The sequence below is a fragment of the Streptomyces sp. NPDC056987 genome (assembly GCF_042673865.1).
Taxonomy (GTDB): Bacteria; Actinomycetota; Actinomycetes; order Streptomycetales; family Streptomycetaceae; genus Streptomyces.
Genome location: NZ_JBHURV010000031.1, coordinates 95,019 through 112,147, shown reverse-complemented (window position 1 = coordinate 112,147; position 17,129 = coordinate 95,019). Strand labels below are relative to the sequence as shown.

Sequence of the window (17,129 nt, the reverse complement as noted above, 5' to 3'; positions counted from 1 at the left end):
CGCTTCCCGTACTACATGAACACCTACGGGATGCACTCCATCCACGGCCGCGCCCCCGCCATCGCCACCGGCCTCGCCACCTCCCGCCGCGACCTCTCCGTCTGGGTCGTCACCGGCGACGGCGACGCCCTCTCCATCGGCGGCAACCACCTCATCCACGCCCTGCGCCGCAACGTCAACCTCAAAATCCTCCTCTTCAACAACCGGATCTACGGGCTGACCAAGGGCCAGTACTCCCCCACCTCCGAGGTCGGGAAGATCACCAAGTCGACCCCGATGGGCTCGCTCGACGCGCCCTTCAACCCGGTGTCGCTGGCGATCGGCGCGGAGGCGTCGTTCGTGGCGCGCACGGTCGACTCGGACCGCAAGCACCTCACCCAGGTCCTCAGACAGGCCGCCGACCATCCCGGCACGGCCCTCGTCGAGATCTACCAGAACTGCAACATCTTCAACGACGGCGCCTTCGAAGTCCTCAAGGACAAAGAACAGGCCGCGGAGGCGGTGATCCGGCTGGAACACGGGCAGCCCATCCGCTTCGGCACCGACGGCGCCAAGGGCGTCATCCGGGACCAGGCCACCGGCGACCTCCAGGTCGTGCCCGTCACCCCGGAGAACGAGTCACAGATCCTCGTCCACGACGCGCACGCGGCCAGCCCCACCACCGCGTTCGCGCTCTCCCGCCTCGCCGACGCCGACACACTCCACCACACCCCCATCGGGGTGCTGCGCAGCGTGAAACGACCGGTCTACGACACCCTCATGTCCGACCAACTCGACACAGCCGTCGAACAACGCGGCAAGGGCGACCTCGGCGCCATGCTCGCAGGCGGCGACACCTGGACGGTCGTCGGCTGACGCCGCGGACGCCCTCGTCACGAGGCCCGGATCTCCTGGTACGACCTGTACGGACTAGGGGAGCCGGGCCTCGTCGTACACCTGGCGCGCCTTGAGCACCTGCTCGGCGCGCCGCTCCGTCCAGCGCGCCAGCCCCCACACCTGCTCGGCGGCCTCCTGCCCGAGCGCGGTCAGCGTGTAGTCGACGCGGGGCGGGATGACGGGCTTGGCATCGCGGTGGACGAAGCCGTCGCGCTCCAGTGTCTGGAGGGTCTGCGCGAGCATCTTCTCGCTGACACCACCGATCTCGCGCCGCAGTTCGCTGAAGCGGTACGAGCGCTCCAGCAGGGCGGCGAGGACGAGTACGCCCCAGCGGCTGGTCACATGCTCAAGGATCAGCCGGGAGGGGCACATCTGCTGGTTGACGTCGAGCCCTTTACTTACTTCCACATCAGTACCTTACTTCAAAGTGGGTACTTTCTCTGAGTTAGTGCAGTCCGTAGGGTGAGTGCCAGAGCACGGAACACGCGCAACACCGCACAGTGACCCGCACGAACTGGAGAACCCCCCATGAGCATCGTTGTCACCGGAGCCACCGGACACCTCGGCCGCCTGGTCGTCGAGGCCCTGCTGGCCGCGGACGTCCCGGCCGACGGGATCGCCGCCGTCGTACGGAACAAGGAGAAGGCCGCGGGCCTGGTGGCGAGCGGGGTCGAGCTGCGGGTCGCCGACTACGACGACCCCGAGTCCCTGAAGGGCGCCTTCCGGGCCGGCGACCGGGTGCTGCTGATCTCCGGCAGCGAGGTCGGCAAGCGCGTGCCGCAGCACACCGCCGTCATCGAGGCCGCGAAGGCGGCCGGCGTGGCCCAGCTCGCGTACACCGGCGTCCTCGGCGGGCCCGACGCCGACTTCGACCTGGCCGCCGAGCACAAGGTGACCGAGCAGCTGATCCTCGACTCGGGGCTGCCGTACACCTTCCTGCGCCACGGCTGGTACACGGAGAACTACACCGAGAACCTGGCGCCCGTGCTGGAGCACAACGCCGTCGTCGCTGCCGCGGGCGAGGGCCGGCTCTCCGCCGCGACCCGCGCGGACTACGCCGCCGCCGACGCCGCCGTACTGACCGGCGACGGTCACCTGAACAAGGTGTACGAGCTGAGCGGCGACACCGCGTGGTCCTTCGCCGAGTACGCGGCCGAGCTGTCGCGCCAGACCGGCCGGACCATCGCGTACAACAACGTGCCCGCCGACGTCATGCTGGGGATCCTGACCGGCGCCGGGCTGCCCGAGCCGTTCGCCGCGATCCTCGTCGACGTGGACGGCGCGATCGGGCGCGGGCTCCTCGCCGGCACCTCGGGCGACCTGGCCCGGCTCGCGGGCCGGCCGACGACGCCGCTCGCCGACGCGGTCGCCGAGGCGCTCAAGGCCTGACGCCCCGCCGCCCTCTTCTTCCTCGGAGCCTTCCTCGGAGCGTCATGACCGTATTCCAATACGGACATGACACCGCGCCCGCTCCCCGCTACCTTCTTCAGGGACGTGCGCGGGGCGGGCGCGTGGCAGGTGCGGGGCGAGGAGGGGCCAGTGAAGTCGGAGAGCGAACAGCGGGCGGGACTGCTGTACGGGATCGGCGCCTACGGGATGTGGGGGCTGGTCCCGTTGTTCTGGCCGCTCCTCCAGCCGGCCGGGGCGATGGAGATCCTCGCCCACCGGATGGTCTGGTCGCTGGCCGTCGTGGCCGTTGCCCTGCTGGCGCTGCGCCGCTGGGCCTGGATACCCGGACTGCTGCGGCAGCCCCGCAAGCTGGGGCTGATCACGGTGGCCGCCGCGACGATCACCGTCAACTGGGGTGTCTACATCTGGGCGGTCAACGCGGGCCAGGTGGTCGAGGCGTCGCTGGGATACTTCATCAACCCGCTGGTGACCATCGCCATGGGCGTCCTGCTGCTCAAGGAGCGGCTGCGCCCGGCCCAGTGGGCGGCGGTCTCCATCGGCTTCGCGGCGGTGGTGGTGCTCGCCGTGGGATCCGGGCGGCCGCCGTGGGTCTCGCTGATCCTCGCCTTCTCGTTCGCGACGTACGGCCTGGCCAAGAAGAAGATCAACATCGGCGGCCTGGAGTCGCTGGCGGCGGAGACCGCGGTGCTGTTCCTGCCCGCCCTCGGCTATCTGGTGTGGCTGAGCGCGGAAGGCTCGGCCACCGCCGGCTCGGAGGGGCCCGGTCACTTCGCGCTGCTGGCGTCCACCGGGCTCGTCACCGCGATCCCGCTGATCTGCTTCGGCGCGGCCGCGATCCGCGTACCGCTGTCGACGCTGGGGCTGCTCCAGTACCTGGCGCCGGTCTTCCAGTTCCTGCTGGGCATCCTCTACTTCCACGAGGCGATGCCGGCCGAGCGCTGGGCGGGCTTCTCCCTGGTGTGGCTGGCGCTGACGATCCTGACCTGGGACGCGCTGCGGACGGCCCGCAGGACGCGGGCGGAGGCGGTACGGCTGGCCGCGCTCGCCATGGAGAAGGCGCAAACACCGGCGCCGTCGGTCACTCCGTCGACCATGCCCCTGACCACCACCCCGTCGCTCGCCCCGGAGCCGGCGGCAGGGGATGCGGAACGCCGGCTCTGAGTCGCGTGCGTGGCGGGAGCGTTGTCAGACCCCGCGTATATAAGTGAACGCATGACTCTGCACTGGAAACTTGTCGCCGACGCGGCCGATCCGCACGCGCAGGCGGACTTCTGGGCGGCCACCCTCGGGTATCTCGTCGAGGACAACAGCGCGTTGATCGAGGGGCTGCTGGCCCTCGGCCACGCCTCGGAGGCTGACGTCGTGACCGCGCACGGGCGGCGCGCCTGGCGGGACCTGATCGCCGTCCGCCACCCGGACGACGCCTACGACGAGCGCACCGGCACCGGGCTCGGCCGCCGCATCCTCTTCCAGCGCGTGCCGGAGCCCAAGACCGGCAAGAACCGCCTCCACCTCGACGTGCACGCCGCGCCCGGCGAGCGCGACGCGGAGGCCGAGCGCCTGACGGGGCTGGGCGCGACGGTGCTGCGCCGGGTGCGGGAGCCGGGCGGGGAGTGGATCATCATGGCCGATCCGGAGGGCGCGGAATTCTGCGTCCATTAGGCCCGGCCCGAACGTCCTGTGCCCGGACCCGACCCGACCCGACCGGACCGGGCACGGAAGGTCGGGTGCGACGGGCCGGGTTCTTCCTAACGTGAGGAAGCGAACAGGAAGGAGGCCGGGGTGCTGGAACGGCTCAACCAAGCCATGGAGCACATAGAGGACCACCTTGATCAGCGGATCGAGGTGGCCGATCTGGCGCGGATCGCGGTGACGTCGGAGTACCACCTCCGGCGGCTGTTCTCCGCGCTGGCGGGGATGCCCCTCTCGGAGTACATCCGACGCAGGCGGCTCACGGTCGCCGGTGCCGATGTGCTGGCCGGGGGCCCGACGCTGCTGGAGATCGCGGTGCGGTACGGCTACACGTCGGGCGAGGCGTTCGCGCGCGCGTTCCGCGCGATGCACGACGTCGGCCCCGGCGAGGCCAGGCGCTCCGGTGCGAGCCTGCGGTGCCAGCCACGGCTGTCCTTCCGCCTCACCGTCGAAGGGAGCAGCAGCATGCGATACCGAGTGGTGGAAAAGGGCGAGTTCCGTGTGGTCGGCAGGAAGATACGCGTCCCTCTGGTGCACAACGGGGTGAACCCGGCCATCGCCGACTTCATCCGGGGCATCGGCAAGGAGACGCTGGACCGCGTGGAGAGCCTGTCCGATCAGGAGCCGAGCGGGATCGTAGGGGTGAGCGACAACCTCGACCCGAGCCGGGCGGAGGGCACCGAACTCGACTACTACCACGGGGTGGTGACCGGCGCCCCCGCCCCCGACGGCCTGGACGCGCTCACCGTCCCGGCCGGAACGTGGGCCGTCTTCGAGAGCTCCGGGCCGTTTCCGCAGGCGCTCCAGCACCTGTGGCGGGACGTCTTCACCCAGTGGTTCCCCTCCAACCCGTACCGGAGCCGGCCGGGCCCCGAGATCCTGAGGACACGCCTGTCCCAGAACGGAACCCAGGCAGACGCGGAACTATGGATCCCGGTGGAACGAACCACGTCCTGAACGGGTGCTGTGGGTGCGGGGGTGCTGTCGGGGGGGCGGGGGGCGGCTGGCGTGTTGGTCGGCCGGGCCCGCACCCTCCATCGGCGGAACCGGAGCCGGAGGCAGCCGAGCCATCGGGGCTTCCGGTGCCTCCGGTGGTCGGGGCGCGGCTCCAGGCGCGGCGCGTAGGCGGGCACGGGCAGCGCCTTGAAGAGGTAGTGCCCGCTGTGGTCAACGGCGCTGAGCGCGAACTCCCCGCCCGCGACGAGTTGGTCCCGGGCCGCTCTCTGCGCTCCGGGATCGCGGCACCATGCGCGGAGTTCGGCGGGCGCGTCCGGAACCCAGGTTCTTCGCACGCCGTCACCGCTCGTCTTCGTCGTGCTCGACGAAAGCTGCCTGAGGCGGCCGGTCGGTGACTCCGCCACCATGAGGCAGCAGTTGGACCGGCTCGTCGAGTTCGCAACCCTGCCGAACACCGTGCTCCAAGTGGCCCCGTTCAGCATGGGTGACCGCCGCCCACTCAGCCTTCCTCTCTACATCCTGACGATGCAGAACCGCTCACTCCTCTCCTATGCGGAGTCGGCCCAACGGAGGCGGCTCGAACGGGAAAGCAGCTCCGTGGACCCCCTGTTGACGGCCTACCGAGCAGTTCCAAAAGGACATCCCGTGACCACCGAATCACCGCGTTGGTTCAAGTCCTCGTACAGCGAGAACGGCGGCGCCTGCGTAGAAGTCGCCACCAACCTCGCCGCCCCGCACAGCATCGTCCCCGTCCGGGACTCCAAGAACCCGCACGGCCCCATCCTCGCCCTCGCTCCCGACGCATGGGCGGCATTCGTCGGCGGCGTTCAGCAGGACGCCTTCCCCACGGTCTGAACCGTCCCCGCTCAGCTCCCCGCGTCGAGCCGGACGTCCTCGATGCCGTTGTCCAGGAACGTCAGCAGCTCCTGGGCCTCGGCACGGACGGCCTCCTCTTCCGGGACCGTGAGGGGGCGCAGCGGACTGACCCTGAGCAGGTGGTCCCGCACGGTCCACGTCGCGGTGACGCGTCCGTCGACCAGGACCGTGCGGTGGCCCGCCACGGACAGGCCGAGGTGGGCGCTGTCGATGATGCGGCTGCGGTCGTGGTAGCCGAGGATCGCGTTGTCGAAGGCCGGGAGGAAGCGGACCGGCGCCGGGGTGTCCGGGTCGGGGCGGGGTGCGTCGGGCAGGTCGAACAGTTCGCGCCCGCGTTCGTCGCGGAAGACGACGAGTTCGTCCCGGGCCCGGGCGGCCTTGACGGCGGCGGGAAGACCGGCGAGGCCGCACCAGGCGCGGAGGTCCGCACCGGCGGCGGGGCCGTAGGCGGTGAGGTAGCGGCGTAGCAACTGCTGCCCGACAGGATCGGCGGCGTCGGCGGCCAGGGGGGCGATGTCCCGTTCCAGCCAGGTGGCCATCGGCAGGTTGCGTACGCCGGAACTCTGCTGCCACAGGCCCCGGGGCGGGAGTTGGACCATCGGGATGAGGGCCGCGACGAGCAGTTCGCCGAGGGCCCGGCGCGGTGGGCCGGGCCAGCGCTCTTCGAGAGCCCGTACCAGCTCGCTCATGGTGCGGGGCTGCTGGTCGGCCATGACCGCGCGGCCGCCGGCGGCGACCTCGTCCAGGTCGATGCCGTCCAGTTCGCGCCGGTAGGTGCCGAGGACCCGCCCGCGCAGCATGGTGTCGTGACGGGCCCGCCAGGCGAGCGCGTCGGCGGCGGTGACGAGGTGGACGGTGCGGCGCATCAGGTGGGTGCGCACCACCGTACGGCCGGTCAACGCGTCGTCCAGTTGCCCGGGTTCGAAGCCGGACAGGCGGGACCACAGCCCGGTGAAGGGTTCCTGGGGCTCCTGCGCCTGGAGGCCGCACAGGTGGGCCACCGCCTCCGGCACGGAGGAGTCGGCGCGCGTGAGCAGATGCTGGCGGGCGAGGGTGGCGCGGTTGAGGGCGCGGGTGTCGAGGACGGTCATGGCGTGCTCAGGCATGGCGGTGGCTCCGTTCCTTCCTTCCGCTTCGTCCCGTGTCCGGGCCGGCGGGTGTCAGCCGTTGTACGGAGCCGTGACGTCCAGGACCCAGGTGACTCCGAAGCGGTCGGCGAGCATGCCGTACAGCGGCGCCCACTGCGCGGGCTCCAGCGGGCGCACGACGGTCGAGCCCTCGGCCAGCCTGCCCCACAGGGCGCCGATCTCCTCGGTGTCGTCGGCCCGCACCGAGACGAAGAACGGGTTCTCACCCTGGTTCCAGGGCAGGGACGAGGGCACGTCGTACGCCATGACGTGGAAGCCGTTGTCGCCGGACACCTCGCCCCACATCACCCAGTCCGCCTCGCTCTCGTTCTGGACGGCGCCCGCGTCCTTGTAGGTGATGGCGACGGTACGTCCGCCGAAGACGGACCGGTAGAAGTCCAGCGCCTCACGCGCGGCGCCCCGGAAGTTCAGGTGGGTGGTGGTCGTGACGGACATGAGCTGCTCCTTGCCTCGATGCGGTGACTGCGCCGCCGACCGTCCAAAGCTCCGGCGGCGGCTGCCGCGACCGGGAGCGATGCCTCCCGAGCGGCTGCGTACGCCACGATGGCAGGGGTAGCGGACAGGTTGTGTCCTCTACTGCGAGAAGAATGGATGCCATGAACAAGACGTCCTCCCGGCTGCTCGTGCTGCTCTCGCTGCTCCAGACGCACCGTGACTGGTCCGGCGAGGATCTCGCCGGGCGTCTCGACATCACCTCGCGCACCGTGCGCCGGGACATCGACCGCCTGCGCGATCTCGGCTACCCGATCACCACCGTCAAGGGACCGGCCGGCGGCTACCGCCTGGAGGCCGGCACGCATCTGCCGCCCATGCTGTTCGACGACGGGCAGGCCGTCGCCCTGGCCGTCGCGCTACAGACCGTGGCCACCGGCGCCACCAGTACCGCCAGCAGTACCGGCACCACCAGCCCCACCGGCACCACCGTCGCCGAGGACGCCGCCCGCGCCCTGGCCACCCTCCGCCAGGTCATGCCGCCGCGCCTGCGTCACCGCATCGACCTGCTGCGGGTGACCGCCGTGCGACCGCCCGCCGCCGACGACTCCTCCCGGGTCGACGCCCAGGTCCTGATGGAGCTGAGCCGTGTCATCCACGCCAGCGAGGAGCTGCGCTTCGACTACGCCCCGGGGCCGAGCGTCGCGGAGGCCGTCGCGCCCCGCCGCGTACACCCCCACCACCTGGTCACCTGGCGCCAGCGCTGGTATCTCGTGGCCTGGGACCTCCACCGCGAGGACTGGCGTACCTTCCGCGTGGACCGCATCCGGCCCCGGACACCCACCGGCCCCCGCTTCACCCCGCGCGAGCTTCCCGGCGGCGATGTCTCCACCTTCGTCACCAGCCGGTTCCGCGGCAACGACGGCACCACCACCGACTGGCCCTGCCGGGGCGATGTCATCCTCCACCTGCCGGCCGCCGAGGTCGTGCCCTTCGCCCAGGACGGGATCGTCGAGGAACTCGGCCCGCGGCGCTGCCGGCTCACCCTCGGCTCCTGGTCATGGAGCGGGCTCGCCGCCGCCATCGGCCGCTTCGACACCGACGTCGACGTCATCGGCCCGCCCCAACTGGCCGCGGCGTGCGCGGACCTCGCCGCCCGTTACGCCCGCGCCGCACGCATGAGTTCAACCGAATGAGTTCAACCGAATGAGTTCGTCCGGATGAGTTCGTCCGGACGGGCCCGACAGACGTGTCCGTTCAGCGAACACTTCTGACCGGTCTTCGCTCTTGACGGGGAGTCAACCTCTCCCCCACCATTCAGCACGCACTGCGCACCAACAGCTTCCACAGCTCCTGCACGCTCCAGCAGCTTCAGCGCCCCACGCCACCGATGCCGTGGGGCGTCCCGCACGTTCCGTCCTCGTCTCGTCCCGTTCGGATCCGGAGCCCCCACATGAAGCTCTCCGTTCCTGGAATGCGCCGCTCGACCAGCTCCGCGGCCGGTCGAATACCCGCCCGCAGAACGACCGCCGCGGCGACTGCCGCGGCCACCGGGCTGGCCCTCGTCGGGTTGCTCGGTGCTGCCGCGCCCGCCCAGTCGGCGCAGGCACCGGCCGCCGCGCCCGCCTCGGCCGCCGTGCTCGCCGCGCCCGACATCCCCCTCGCCAACGTCAAGGCGCACCTCACCCAGCTCTCGTCGATCGCCGCCGCCAACGGCGGCAACCGCGCCCATGGCCGCGCCGGCTATCTCGCCTCGCTGAACTACGTGAAGGGCAAGCTGGACGCCGCCGGGTTCACCACCTCCGTGCAGCAGTTCACGTCCGGCGGCGCCACCGGCTACAACCTGATCGCCGACTGGCCGGGCGGCAACGCCAACCAGGTGATCATGGCCGGCTCGCACCTCGACTCCGTCACCGCGGGCGCCGGGATGAACGACAACGGCTCCGGCTCGGCCGCGATACTGGAGACCGCGCTCGCCGTCTCCCGCGCCCAGCTGAAGCCGACGAAGCACCTCCGGTTCGCCTGGTGGGGCGCGGAGGAACTGGGGCTCGTCGGGTCGCGGTACTACGTGAACAACCTGCCGACCGCCGAGCGCGCGAAGATCAACGGCTACTTGAACTTCGACATGATCGGCAGCCCGAACCCGGGCTACTTCGTCTACGACGACGACCCGACGATCGAGCAGACGTTCAAGAACTACTACGCGGGCCTCGGCATCGCCACGGAGATCGAGACCGAGGGCGACGGCCGCTCCGACCACGCCCCGTTCAAGAACGTGGGCATCCCGGTCGGCGGCCTCTTCAGCGGCGCCGACTACATCAAGACCGCCGCGCAGGCACAGAAGTGGGGCGGCACCTCGGGCCGCGCCTTCGACACCTGCTACCACCGCTCGTGCGACAGCCTGTCGAACATCAACGACACCGCGCTCGACCGCAACAGCGACGCCGTCGCCTACGCGGTCTGGACGCTCTCGGGCGCCGCGTAGCCCCCGCCGCACCTCCGCGCTCCCGCCGCGCCCTCCACCTCGCGGCGCGCCTCTCCCGTACGCCGCCGTCCCTACGCGCGTACGGGAGAGGCCTCCCGGGCCCCGGCGGCGTACGGGAACCCCGGGCCCGGCGGCCTCAGGTCGTGATGTCCCGCGTCGTGAGGCGCGCCCACGCCGCCGAGCCGAACACCGCCGCGTACAGCGCCTGGAGCCCCAGGTTCTCGGTGATGCCGTCCCACAGGACCGGTTCGCGCAGCAGGTCCGCGAAGGACAGCCAGTGGTGCGAGAAGAGATACGGCTGTACGGCGTGGAGCTGCGGGATCGCGTCCAGGATCTGCACCGTGATCAGCAGCCCGACCGTCGCCGCCATCGCCGCGATCCCGCTGTTGGTCAGGGTCGATATGAAGAGCCCGAGCGCCGCGAACCCGATCAGCGAGGCGGCCACGACCAGGGCGATCAGCCCGGCCCGCGCCACCCCGTCGCCGAAGGAGATCCGGACGCCGGAGATCGTAGTGACGTCACCGAGCGGGAAGAGCAGTGCGCCGACGGCGAGCGCGGAGGCGGCCACGACCACCGTGGCGACCAGGCAGAACGCCAGGGTGGAGGCGTACTTGACCAGCAGCAGCCGGGTACGTCCCGCCGGCGCGACCAGCAGATAGCGCAGCGTCCCGCCGTTGGCCTCGCCCGCGATCGCGTCGCCGGCTATGACGCCGACCGCCATCGGAAGGAAGACCGGCAGCGTCGCGGCGAGCGCGGCGAAGACCAGGAAGAGCCCGTTGTTGGTGACCTGCCCGACGAAGGCGGGGCCGTGGCCGCCACCGCCCCCTCCGCCGCCCGTCTCGATCTTCACCGCGATGCCGATGAGTGCGGGGACGGCGGCGAGCACCCCGAGCAGGGCGAGGGTCCGCCAGCGCCGGAAGGTGACCGTCAGCTCGGAGCGGAGCAGCCCGAACGTCCACAGCAGCCGCCGCCCCCGGACCTCGGCACCCGGTGCCCCGGCCGCACCGCCCGGGCCATGCCCCGGCTCCGCCCCCGCACCGACACCCGCACCCGCGTCCACATCAGCCCGCGACATCGAAGCCCTCCCCCGTCAGCGCGACAAAGGCGTCCTCCAGCGAGACGCGCTCCTGGCCGAAGGCGCGGACCCGCACCTCCGCGCCGACCAGCGCGGCGTTCAGATCGGCGGGGTCCACGGGCTCCGCCTCGCCCGTCGGAAGCTCACCCGTGACCCGGTCGCCCGTCACCACCACGTCCGTGACCCCGTGCTCCTTCAGCACCCGGGCCGCCTCGCCCGGGTCGGGGGTCGTGACGGCGAGTCTGCCCCGGGTCCCGGCGGCCAGCTCGGCGACCGTCCCCTGGGTGATCAGCTTCCCCTGGGTCATCACGGCGACATGGCTGCAGACCTGTTCGATCTCGTCGAGGAGGTGCGAGGAGAGGAAGACCGTCGTGCCGTCCGCGGCCAGCTCCCGCACCAGCGTCCTGATCTCCCGCATGCCCTGCGGGTCGAGCCCGTTGGTCGGCTCGTCCAGCACCAGCAGGGCGCGCGGCCGCAGCAGCGCCGAGGCCAGCCCGAGCCGCTGCTTCATCCCGAGGGAGTACGCCTTCGCCCTCTTGCCCGCCGCCGCCGTCAGCCCGACCCGCTCCAGCGCGGCGGTCACCCGCGCGGCGCGGGTCCGGGGATCGGCCGTCGGGTCGGCGGAGTCGTACCGGACGAGGTTGTCCCGGCCGCTCAGGTGCCCGTACAGCGCGGGCCCCTCGATCAACGCCCCCACCTGGGGCAGCACCGTGCGCGCGGCGCGGGGCATCCGGTGGCCGAGGAGCGTGGCCGAGCCGGCCGTGGGCTCGATCAGGCCCATCAGCATCCGGATGGTGGTGGTCTTGCCCGAGCCGTTGGGCCCGAGGAAGCCGAAGACGCTGCCGGCGGGCACCGTCAGGTCGAGATGGTCGACGGCGAGCTGACCGCCGCGGTAACGCTTGGTCAGGCCGCGCGTCTCGATGACCGTCGCGGGTACCGGAACCGCTGTCATGTCCCCGTCCCCCTCCCTTTCTCCGGCGGGCCCTACCGCCGCGACGCCCTCCCGCGCCGTGGCGTCCTTCCCGAGAACGGACCGGCCCCGGTCAGCGTTCCGCCCCGCCGCGCGGTTCACGCGGCGGGGCGGTCCACTACGGCGTCACTTGGCCTGGTCGGCCGCCTTGACCAGCGCGTCCTTGGTGACCGCGCCGACGTACACCTTGCCGTCGTCGGTCATCAGCGCGTTGACGATACGGGTCTCGAAGACCGTCCCCGAGCCGAACTTCCCGGTGACCTTGTCGCCGAGCGCGTCCATGAACTGCTGCGCCTGCGCCTCCGAGCCGGAGCCGGTGGAGTCGGCGGAGCCGCCCTTCGCGTCCGCGCCCGCGCCACCCTCGGGTGACGTCAGCACGTACACCGCGTTCCAGCCCTTGCCGATGACCTTGGCGTCGTCGGAGCCGCCGCCGAGCCCGCCCAGCTCGCCGAGGGCGCCGGGCGCACCGGGCAGCCCCTTGTCCGCCCCGTGGGAGGCGTCCGCGCCGTCCGCCTTGCCGACGTCGCCCTGCTCCGTCACCTTCGCGCCCTTGGGCGGCGTGAAGTCGAAGGTCCCGGCGGCGGGCTTGGCGAAGTCGACCTTCGTGAAGCCGACGTCGACCACGGCCTTGCCGCCGCTGCTCGGCGCGAGCGTGAACTTGAGCGGAGTGCCCGTCTTCGCGTCCACCGCGATCGTGATGGAGCCGACCGTGGAGCCGCTCTGCTTGGGCTTGATCACCAGCTGGTACGCGTCCCGGTCGGCCACCCGCGCGGTCCCGCCGACGGTCACCGAGGTGGTGTCACCCGCGGCCTTCAGCGCCTGCTCGGCGAAGTCCTTGGGGGTGGCCGGGGCGCCCTCCGGCGCACCCTTGTCCTTGCCCGCGGAACCGTGGCCGCCCTTCGCGGCGCCCTCGCCGTGCTGCGCGTCCTCCGGCGCGGTGGCGTGGTAGGCGGCGTTGGAGCCGCTGTCGTACGCCCACACCTCGCCGCCGTTGTGGATCAGGCTGTACTCGGCGGTGTCGTCGAGGATCGACAGCCGCTGCTTGTCGGGGCCGTCCGTGGCCACCCGCAGGGTGTGCGAGCCGGTGGCCAGCTCCGTCAGCCTGGTGCCCGGGTCGGCTGTCTCCGAGCCGCCGCCCTGGTCCTTGGCGTCGGGGGCGAACGAGCCCGCCAGGTCGCCCAGCTTGTCCAGCCCCGGGATCCCGAGATCCGTGGTGATCTTCACCGTGCCGGAGAGCTGCTCCGTGTCCGACGCGGCGATCTTCTCGATGAGCTGCTGCGCGCTGATCTTCGGCAGTTCCGGATCACCGGTCGCGGCGAGCGCCGGGACGAGTCCGATGGTCGCCGCGGCCACCCCCGCCACCGCGACGGGGAGCGCGTAACGTGCCGCCTTGCGGCGGAGGGCGCCGGGCTCCCTGTCCTCCTCGGTCGCCGGTGCGCTGTCGTTCGGTGCCATGTGTGCCCTACCTCCGTGGTCGGCGGCCATCCGTACGTTGCACTTGTCCACCCCTCGCCGCCATTCTCACCCGAATTGGTCAGGAGTGGTGTTGTCCATATGACCAAATCGGGGCCGCCGAAGCGTCAGACCCGGGGCGCAACTTCCCGTACTGCTCTGGGATGACATACGGATGAGATGCCTCGCCCGTCCCCTACGGGACGGTGCGGCGGAAGAGGGACGGCTGAGCCGGGCGAGTGACCACGCCCGGCCCGCACAGGCCCTGGAGAAGTGACCGGCCACCATCCGGCCCGGCGACCGGCCGTCACCCGGCCCGCACAGGCCCCGGAGAAGTGCCCCGCCGTCACCCGGCCCGGTGGACCACCGCGTCGCAGAGCTCCAGCAGCGCCGACTTCGCGTAGCACTCCGGCAGCGGGGCCAGTGTCCCGCGCGCGTCCTCCGCGTACCGCACCGTGTCCAGTCGCGCCTGCTCCAGCGCCGGATGGGCGCGCAGCAGCCGCAGGGCCTCGGCGAGGCGCTCGTCGTCCGCCAGATCGCCGTCCAGCAGCTCGACCAGGGCCAGGTCCTCCGGCCTGCCGTGCTCCTGCGCCTGGGCGCGCAGCAGCAGCACCGGGAGGGTCGGGATGCCCTCGCGCAGGTCCGTGCCGGGCGTCTTGCCGGACTCGTGGGAGTCGCTGGCGATGTCGAGGAAGTCGTCGGCGAGCTGGAAGGCGATGCCGAGCCGCTCCCCGTACTGGGTGAGAATGTCGACCACCGTCTCGTCGGCGCCGGACATCATCGCGCCGAAGCGCCCCGCCACCGCGATCAGCGAGCCCGTCTTGCCGCCGATGACGTCGAGGTAGTGGCTGACCGGGTCGCTGCCCTCGCGCGGGCCCGCGGTCTCCAGGATCTGGCCCGTCACCAGCCGTTCGAACGCCTCCGCCTGGATACGGACGGCCTCGGGGCCCAGATCCGCCAGGATGTGTGACGCGCGGGAGAAGAGGAAGTCACCCGTGAGGACGGCGACGGAGTTGTCCCACCGGGCGTTCGCGCTCTCCACACCGCGGCGGACCTCGGCCTCGTCCATCACGTCGTCGTGGTAGAGCGTCGCCAGATGCGTCAGCTCGACGACGACCGCCGCCGGGACGACCCCGGGCGCGTACGGGTCCCCAAATTGTGACGCGAGCATGACCAACAATGGTCGGAATCGTTTGCCGCCGGCCCGCACGAGGTGCTGCGCGGCCTCCGTGATGAACGGCACCTCGCTCTTGGTGGCTTCGAGCAGTCCGGCCTCGACGGCCGCCAATCCGGTCTGGACATCGGCCTCAAGAGCCTGGTCCCGCACGCTCAGCCCGAACGGCCCCACGACGGTCACGAGAGGTACTCCTGTCTGCTGACGATCACACGGATTGTCGATGCGTCGCTGCCATCACTCAAGTCAGCGTATCCGGTCGCCTTTCGATCACCATGGGCGCCTTCCCGGCTTCGCCGGTATGTTCGGGATCGACCTTTCGATCAGGAGTGGACCTTTTGTCCGGAACGGCGGCCGACCCCGAAGTGAACGACGAGCAACCCCCACCCCGCGACGACCGCGCCTTCCTCGGCCCGCTCGTCACCGGGTGGCTCGGCGACCACGCGAGCCGGCACTGGGCGTTCTCCGCCGCCGCCGTCGGGATGCCCCTCGGGCTGATCCCGTACGTGGCGGGCAGACGCCATCCCGCGGGGCGCAAACACGCCGCCGAGTTCGCGCTGCCCCCTGCCGCGATGCGCCATGCCGTAAGGCTGATGATCGTAGGCACGGTGGTGACGGCCCTGGTGGCCGTGGCGCTCGCGCCGGCCGGATGGCTCACCATCGCCTCAGCCGCCTGAGCGTGACGACGTGCCCCCATTCGCATCGGCCACGCCTTCCCGCCCGGCCACCGCATCCGGCTCGCGGTCTCCTCCGCGTACCGGCCGTGGCTCTGGCCGCAGGCCCGGTCCACGCGCTTCGCCCCTCGACCCGGCGGGCAGCTCGCTCGGACGCCCCGTCCGGACGCCCGCCGGGTCGGGCCAGGGGGCGGTCTCCTTCGAACCGCCGGAGCGGGCCGAGCCGCTGGGCGTCTCCTTCCCCGCCACGCTCGACGAGGAGCCACCCGAGCGACTGGTGGTAGGGGACGTCGCGAAAGGCGTCCGGCAGCTGGAGGCCGACCCGCGCCACGGCGGCTCCCGCTGCTACCCGGACGGGCTGGAGTTCGCCGAGGACGAGGTGGTCCACCACCGGACCTGGGAACGGCGGATCCCACGTACGGCGGGCTGAGCCCCGGGCACGCCCCCAACCCCGTCCCCTACCCGGGCCTTTCAGGTCAATGCGGGCTTTTTATTACTGCCGCTGCCGGGCAACACCGACGTAACGTGTCCCGTATCGATCCGGAAAGCGAGGCAGCACCGATGCCCGAGCAGAGCCCGCTCGAAACGGCCGAGGGCGATCCCTTCGGTCCGCACAACCTGCCGTACGGCGTCTTCTCGACCGCCGACGAGCCCGACCGCCGGCGGGTCGGGGTACGCATCGGCGATCATGTGCTCGACGCGGGGGCGGCGGCGCTGGCGCTGGGCTCCCCGTACGCGGCGCTGCTGGCCAGGCCCAGTCTCAACCCGCTGATGGCGGCGGGGCGCACGGCGTGGCGCGATGTCCGCCGGGCGCTCACCGCGTGGGTGACGGTCCCCGCGCACCGCCCCGACATAGAGCCCCTGCTCCACCCGCTGGGCGCCGTCACGCTGCATCTGCCGTACGAGGTCGCGGACTATGTCGACTTCTACGCGAGCGAGCACCACGCCACGAACGTGGGCCGCATCTTCCGTCCCGACGGCGAGGCGCTGACCCCCAACTGGAAGCACCTCCCGATCGGTTACCACGGCCGGTCCGGCACGATCGTCGTCTCCGGTACGGAGGTGACGCGCCCGGCGGGCCAGCGCAAGGCGCCCGCCGACCCCGCGCCAATCTTCGGGCCCTCCGTGAAGCTGGACATCGAGGCGGAGGTCGCCTTCGTCGTCGGGGTGCCGTCCCGGCAGGGCTCCCCGGTGGAGCTGGCGTCCTTCCGCGACCACGTCTTCGGGCTCTCGCTCCTCAACGACTGGTCGGCGCGGGACCTCCAGGCGTGGGAGTACGTGCCGCTCGGCCCGTTCCTGGGCAAGTCCTTCGCCACGTCCGTCTCGGCGTGGGTGACGCCGCTGGAGGCCCTGGACGCGGCCAGGGTGGCGCCCCCGGCCCGCTCGGTCCCCGTACTCCCCTATCTGGACGACGCGGAGGACGAGGAGCCCGGCGGGTTCGATCTGCGGATCTCGGTGGCGCTCAACGGAGAGGTGATCTCCGAGCCGCCGTTCTCCACGATGTACTGGACCGCCGCCCAGCAGCTCGCCCACCTCACGGTCAACGGCGCCTCCCTGCGTACGGGGGACGTCTTCGCGTCGGGCACGGTCAGCGGGCCGGCGCGCGAGCAGCGCGGCTGTCTGCTGGAGCTGACCTGGAACGGTACGGAGCCGGTCGAACTCCCCGGCGGCAAGCGCGCCTTCCTGGAGGACGGCGACGAGGTGACCCTGACCGCCTGGGCCCCGGGCCCCGACGGCACGAAGGTCGGCCTGGGCGAGGTGCGGGGCAGGATCGCCGCCGGGTGAGTCCGCGGGGGCTCCTGAGGGGGCCTGTGGCCCCGGAGAAGCACCGCGGCCGGGGGCCGGGGCGGACCCCCCCGGGGGCCCGGCCCCGGCCGCCGCTCACACCACCGAACCCCCGCGGGGGCA

At 71.7% G+C, this 17,129-nt stretch carries 16 protein-coding genes and 3 pseudogenes; 12 read left to right on the top strand and 7 right to left on the bottom strand.

The features are described from left to right. Window positions 1–855, top strand: an 855-nt coding sequence (locus tag ACFTZC_RS30175; protein ID WP_382895014.1) for a 2-oxoacid:ferredoxin oxidoreductase subunit beta, incomplete at its 5' end; no start/stop codon positions are given. Between the two features lie 54 nt (window positions 856–909). Here the strand turns inward: ACFTZC_RS30175 and ACFTZC_RS30170 are convergent. Continuing rightward, on the bottom strand, window positions 910–1,248 hold the full coding sequence (locus ACFTZC_RS30170) for a winged helix-turn-helix transcriptional regulator (protein WP_382895035.1): 339 nt from the start codon (window positions 1,246–1,248) through the stop codon (window positions 910–912). Between the two features lie 156 nt (window positions 1,249–1,404). On the opposite strand from ACFTZC_RS30170, the gene ACFTZC_RS30165 reads away from it, so the two are divergent. The 6 genes and pseudogenes from ACFTZC_RS30165 (at window position 1,405) to ACFTZC_RS30140 (ending at window position 5,790) form a co-directional block, all read left to right on the top strand. After that, window positions 1,405–2,265: an SDR family oxidoreductase gene (locus ACFTZC_RS30165; protein WP_382895012.1), complete on the top strand. Its 861-nt coding sequence runs from the start codon at window positions 1,405–1,407 to the stop codon at window positions 2,263–2,265. A gap of 150 nt (window positions 2,266–2,415) precedes the next feature. Then, window positions 2,416–3,447: an EamA family transporter RarD gene (gene rarD / locus ACFTZC_RS30160; protein ID WP_382895033.1), complete on the top strand. Its 1,032-nt coding sequence runs from the start codon at window positions 2,416–2,418 to the stop codon at window positions 3,445–3,447. Window positions 3,448–3,498: 51 nt separating this feature from the next. After that, window positions 3,499–3,948, top strand: a complete 450-nt coding sequence (locus tag ACFTZC_RS30155) for a VOC family protein (RefSeq protein ID WP_382895011.1) — start codon at window positions 3,499–3,501, stop codon at window positions 3,946–3,948. 120 nt (window positions 3,949–4,068) lie between these two features. Beyond that, window positions 4,069–4,935: a GyrI-like domain-containing protein gene (locus ACFTZC_RS30150; protein ID WP_382895009.1), complete on the top strand. Its 867-nt coding sequence runs from the start codon at window positions 4,069–4,071 to the stop codon at window positions 4,933–4,935. Window positions 4,936–5,259: 324 nt separating this feature from the next. Further along, window positions 5,260–5,556: pseudogene (locus tag ACFTZC_RS30145) on the top strand (Scr1 family TA system antitoxin-like transcriptional regulator); the annotation flags it as partial. Between the two features lie 24 nt (window positions 5,557–5,580). Continuing rightward, entirely contained in the window at window positions 5,581–5,790 is a 210-nt protein-coding gene (locus tag ACFTZC_RS30140; RefSeq protein WP_382895007.1) for a DUF397 domain-containing protein, read from the top strand. An 11-nt stretch (window positions 5,791–5,801) separates the two neighbouring features. Here ACFTZC_RS30140 and ACFTZC_RS30135 read toward each other — a convergent pair whose 3' ends face one another. Next, a complete protein-coding gene (locus tag ACFTZC_RS30135; protein ID WP_382895031.1) occupies window positions 5,802–6,902 on the bottom strand; it encodes a winged helix DNA-binding domain-containing protein in 1,101 nt (366 codons plus the stop codon). A gap of 69 nt (window positions 6,903–6,971) precedes the next feature. Then, entirely contained in the window at window positions 6,972–7,394 is a 423-nt protein-coding gene (locus ACFTZC_RS30130; RefSeq protein WP_382895005.1) for a VOC family protein, read from the bottom strand. A gap of 161 nt (window positions 7,395–7,555) precedes the next feature. Here ACFTZC_RS30130 and ACFTZC_RS30125 point away from each other — a divergent pair, with 161 nt between their 5' ends. Both ACFTZC_RS30125 and ACFTZC_RS30120 read left to right on the top strand, forming a co-directional pair. Next, entirely contained in the window at window positions 7,556–8,587 is a 1,032-nt protein-coding gene (locus ACFTZC_RS30125) for a helix-turn-helix transcriptional regulator (protein WP_382895004.1), read from the top strand. A gap of 257 nt (window positions 8,588–8,844) precedes the next feature. After that, complete coding sequence (locus tag ACFTZC_RS30120) at window positions 8,845–9,876, top strand: M28 family metallopeptidase (RefSeq protein WP_382895002.1); 1,032 nt, start codon at window positions 8,845–8,847, stop codon at window positions 9,874–9,876. 136 nt (window positions 9,877–10,012) lie between these two features. On the opposite strand, the gene ACFTZC_RS30115 is transcribed toward ACFTZC_RS30120, so the two are convergent. The 4 genes from ACFTZC_RS30115 to ACFTZC_RS30100 form a co-directional block, all read right to left on the bottom strand. Beyond that, entirely contained in the window at window positions 10,013–10,951 is a 939-nt protein-coding gene (locus tag ACFTZC_RS30115; protein ID WP_382895000.1) for an ABC transporter permease, read from the bottom strand. Then, a complete protein-coding gene (locus ACFTZC_RS30110; RefSeq protein WP_382894998.1) occupies window positions 10,938–11,903 on the bottom strand; it encodes an ATP-binding cassette domain-containing protein in 966 nt (321 codons plus the stop codon). Before ACFTZC_RS30110 ends, ACFTZC_RS30115 begins: the two co-directional genes overlap by 14 nt. A gap of 144 nt (window positions 11,904–12,047) precedes the next feature. After that, on the bottom strand, window positions 12,048–13,376 hold the full coding sequence (locus ACFTZC_RS30105) for an outer membrane lipoprotein carrier protein LolA (protein ID WP_382894996.1): 1,329 nt from the start codon (window positions 13,374–13,376) through the stop codon (window positions 12,048–12,050). A 343-nt stretch (window positions 13,377–13,719) separates the two neighbouring features. Next, window positions 13,720–14,730: a polyprenyl synthetase family protein gene (locus tag ACFTZC_RS30100; RefSeq protein ID WP_382894994.1), complete on the bottom strand. Its 1,011-nt coding sequence runs from the start codon at window positions 14,728–14,730 to the stop codon at window positions 13,720–13,722. Between the two features lie 218 nt (window positions 14,731–14,948). Here ACFTZC_RS30100 and ACFTZC_RS30095 point away from each other — a divergent pair. From ACFTZC_RS30095 to fahA, 3 genes and pseudogenes are all read left to right on the top strand, one after another. Next, window positions 14,949–15,209: pseudogene (locus ACFTZC_RS30095) on the top strand (MFS transporter); the annotation flags it as partial. 39 nt (window positions 15,210–15,248) lie between these two features. Continuing rightward, a pseudogene (locus tag ACFTZC_RS30090) lies at window positions 15,249–15,651 on the top strand (hypothetical protein); the annotation flags it as partial. A gap of 131 nt (window positions 15,652–15,782) precedes the next feature. Further along, the gene (gene fahA / locus ACFTZC_RS30085; protein WP_382894993.1) at window positions 15,783–17,006 is read left to right on the top strand and encodes a fumarylacetoacetase; all 1,224 of its coding nucleotides are present in this window, start codon (window positions 15,783–15,785) and stop codon (window positions 17,004–17,006) included. Window positions 17,007–17,129 lie beyond the last annotated feature (123 nt).

What these genes read in the sequence shown, in the direction of transcription:
- ACFTZC_RS30170 (WP_382895035.1), bottom strand. Translation starts at nt 1,248, where the DNA reads ATGTGCCCCTCCCGGCTGATCCTTGAGCATGTGACCAGCCGCTGGGGC.
- ACFTZC_RS30165 (WP_382895012.1), top strand. Translation starts at nt 1,405, where the DNA reads ATGAGCATCGTTGTCACCGGAGCCACCGGACACCTCGGCCGCCTGGTC.
- ACFTZC_RS30155 (WP_382895011.1), top strand. Translation starts at nt 3,499, where the DNA reads ATGACTCTGCACTGGAAACTTGTCGCCGACGCGGCCGATCCGCACGCG.
- ACFTZC_RS30135 (WP_382895031.1), bottom strand. Translation starts at nt 6,902, where the DNA reads ATGACCGTCCTCGACACCCGCGCCCTCAACCGCGCCACCCTCGCCCGC.
- ACFTZC_RS30130 (WP_382895005.1), bottom strand. Translation starts at nt 7,394, where the DNA reads ATGTCCGTCACGACCACCACCCACCTGAACTTCCGGGGCGCCGCGCGT.
- ACFTZC_RS30125 (WP_382895004.1), top strand. Translation starts at nt 7,556, where the DNA reads ATGAACAAGACGTCCTCCCGGCTGCTCGTGCTGCTCTCGCTGCTCCAG.
- ACFTZC_RS30120 (WP_382895002.1), top strand. Translation starts at nt 8,845, where the DNA reads ATGAAGCTCTCCGTTCCTGGAATGCGCCGCTCGACCAGCTCCGCGGCC.
- ACFTZC_RS30115 (WP_382895000.1), bottom strand. Translation starts at nt 10,951, where the DNA reads ATGTCGCGGGCTGATGTGGACGCGGGTGCGGGTGTCGGTGCGGGGGCG.
- ACFTZC_RS30110 (WP_382894998.1), bottom strand. Translation starts at nt 11,903, where the DNA reads ATGACAGCGGTTCCGGTACCCGCGACGGTCATCGAGACGCGCGGCCTG.
- ACFTZC_RS30105 (WP_382894996.1), bottom strand. Translation starts at nt 13,376, where the DNA reads ATGGCACCGAACGACAGCGCACCGGCGACCGAGGAGGACAGGGAGCCC.
- fahA (WP_382894993.1), top strand. Translation starts at nt 15,783, where the DNA reads ATGCCCGAGCAGAGCCCGCTCGAAACGGCCGAGGGCGATCCCTTCGGT.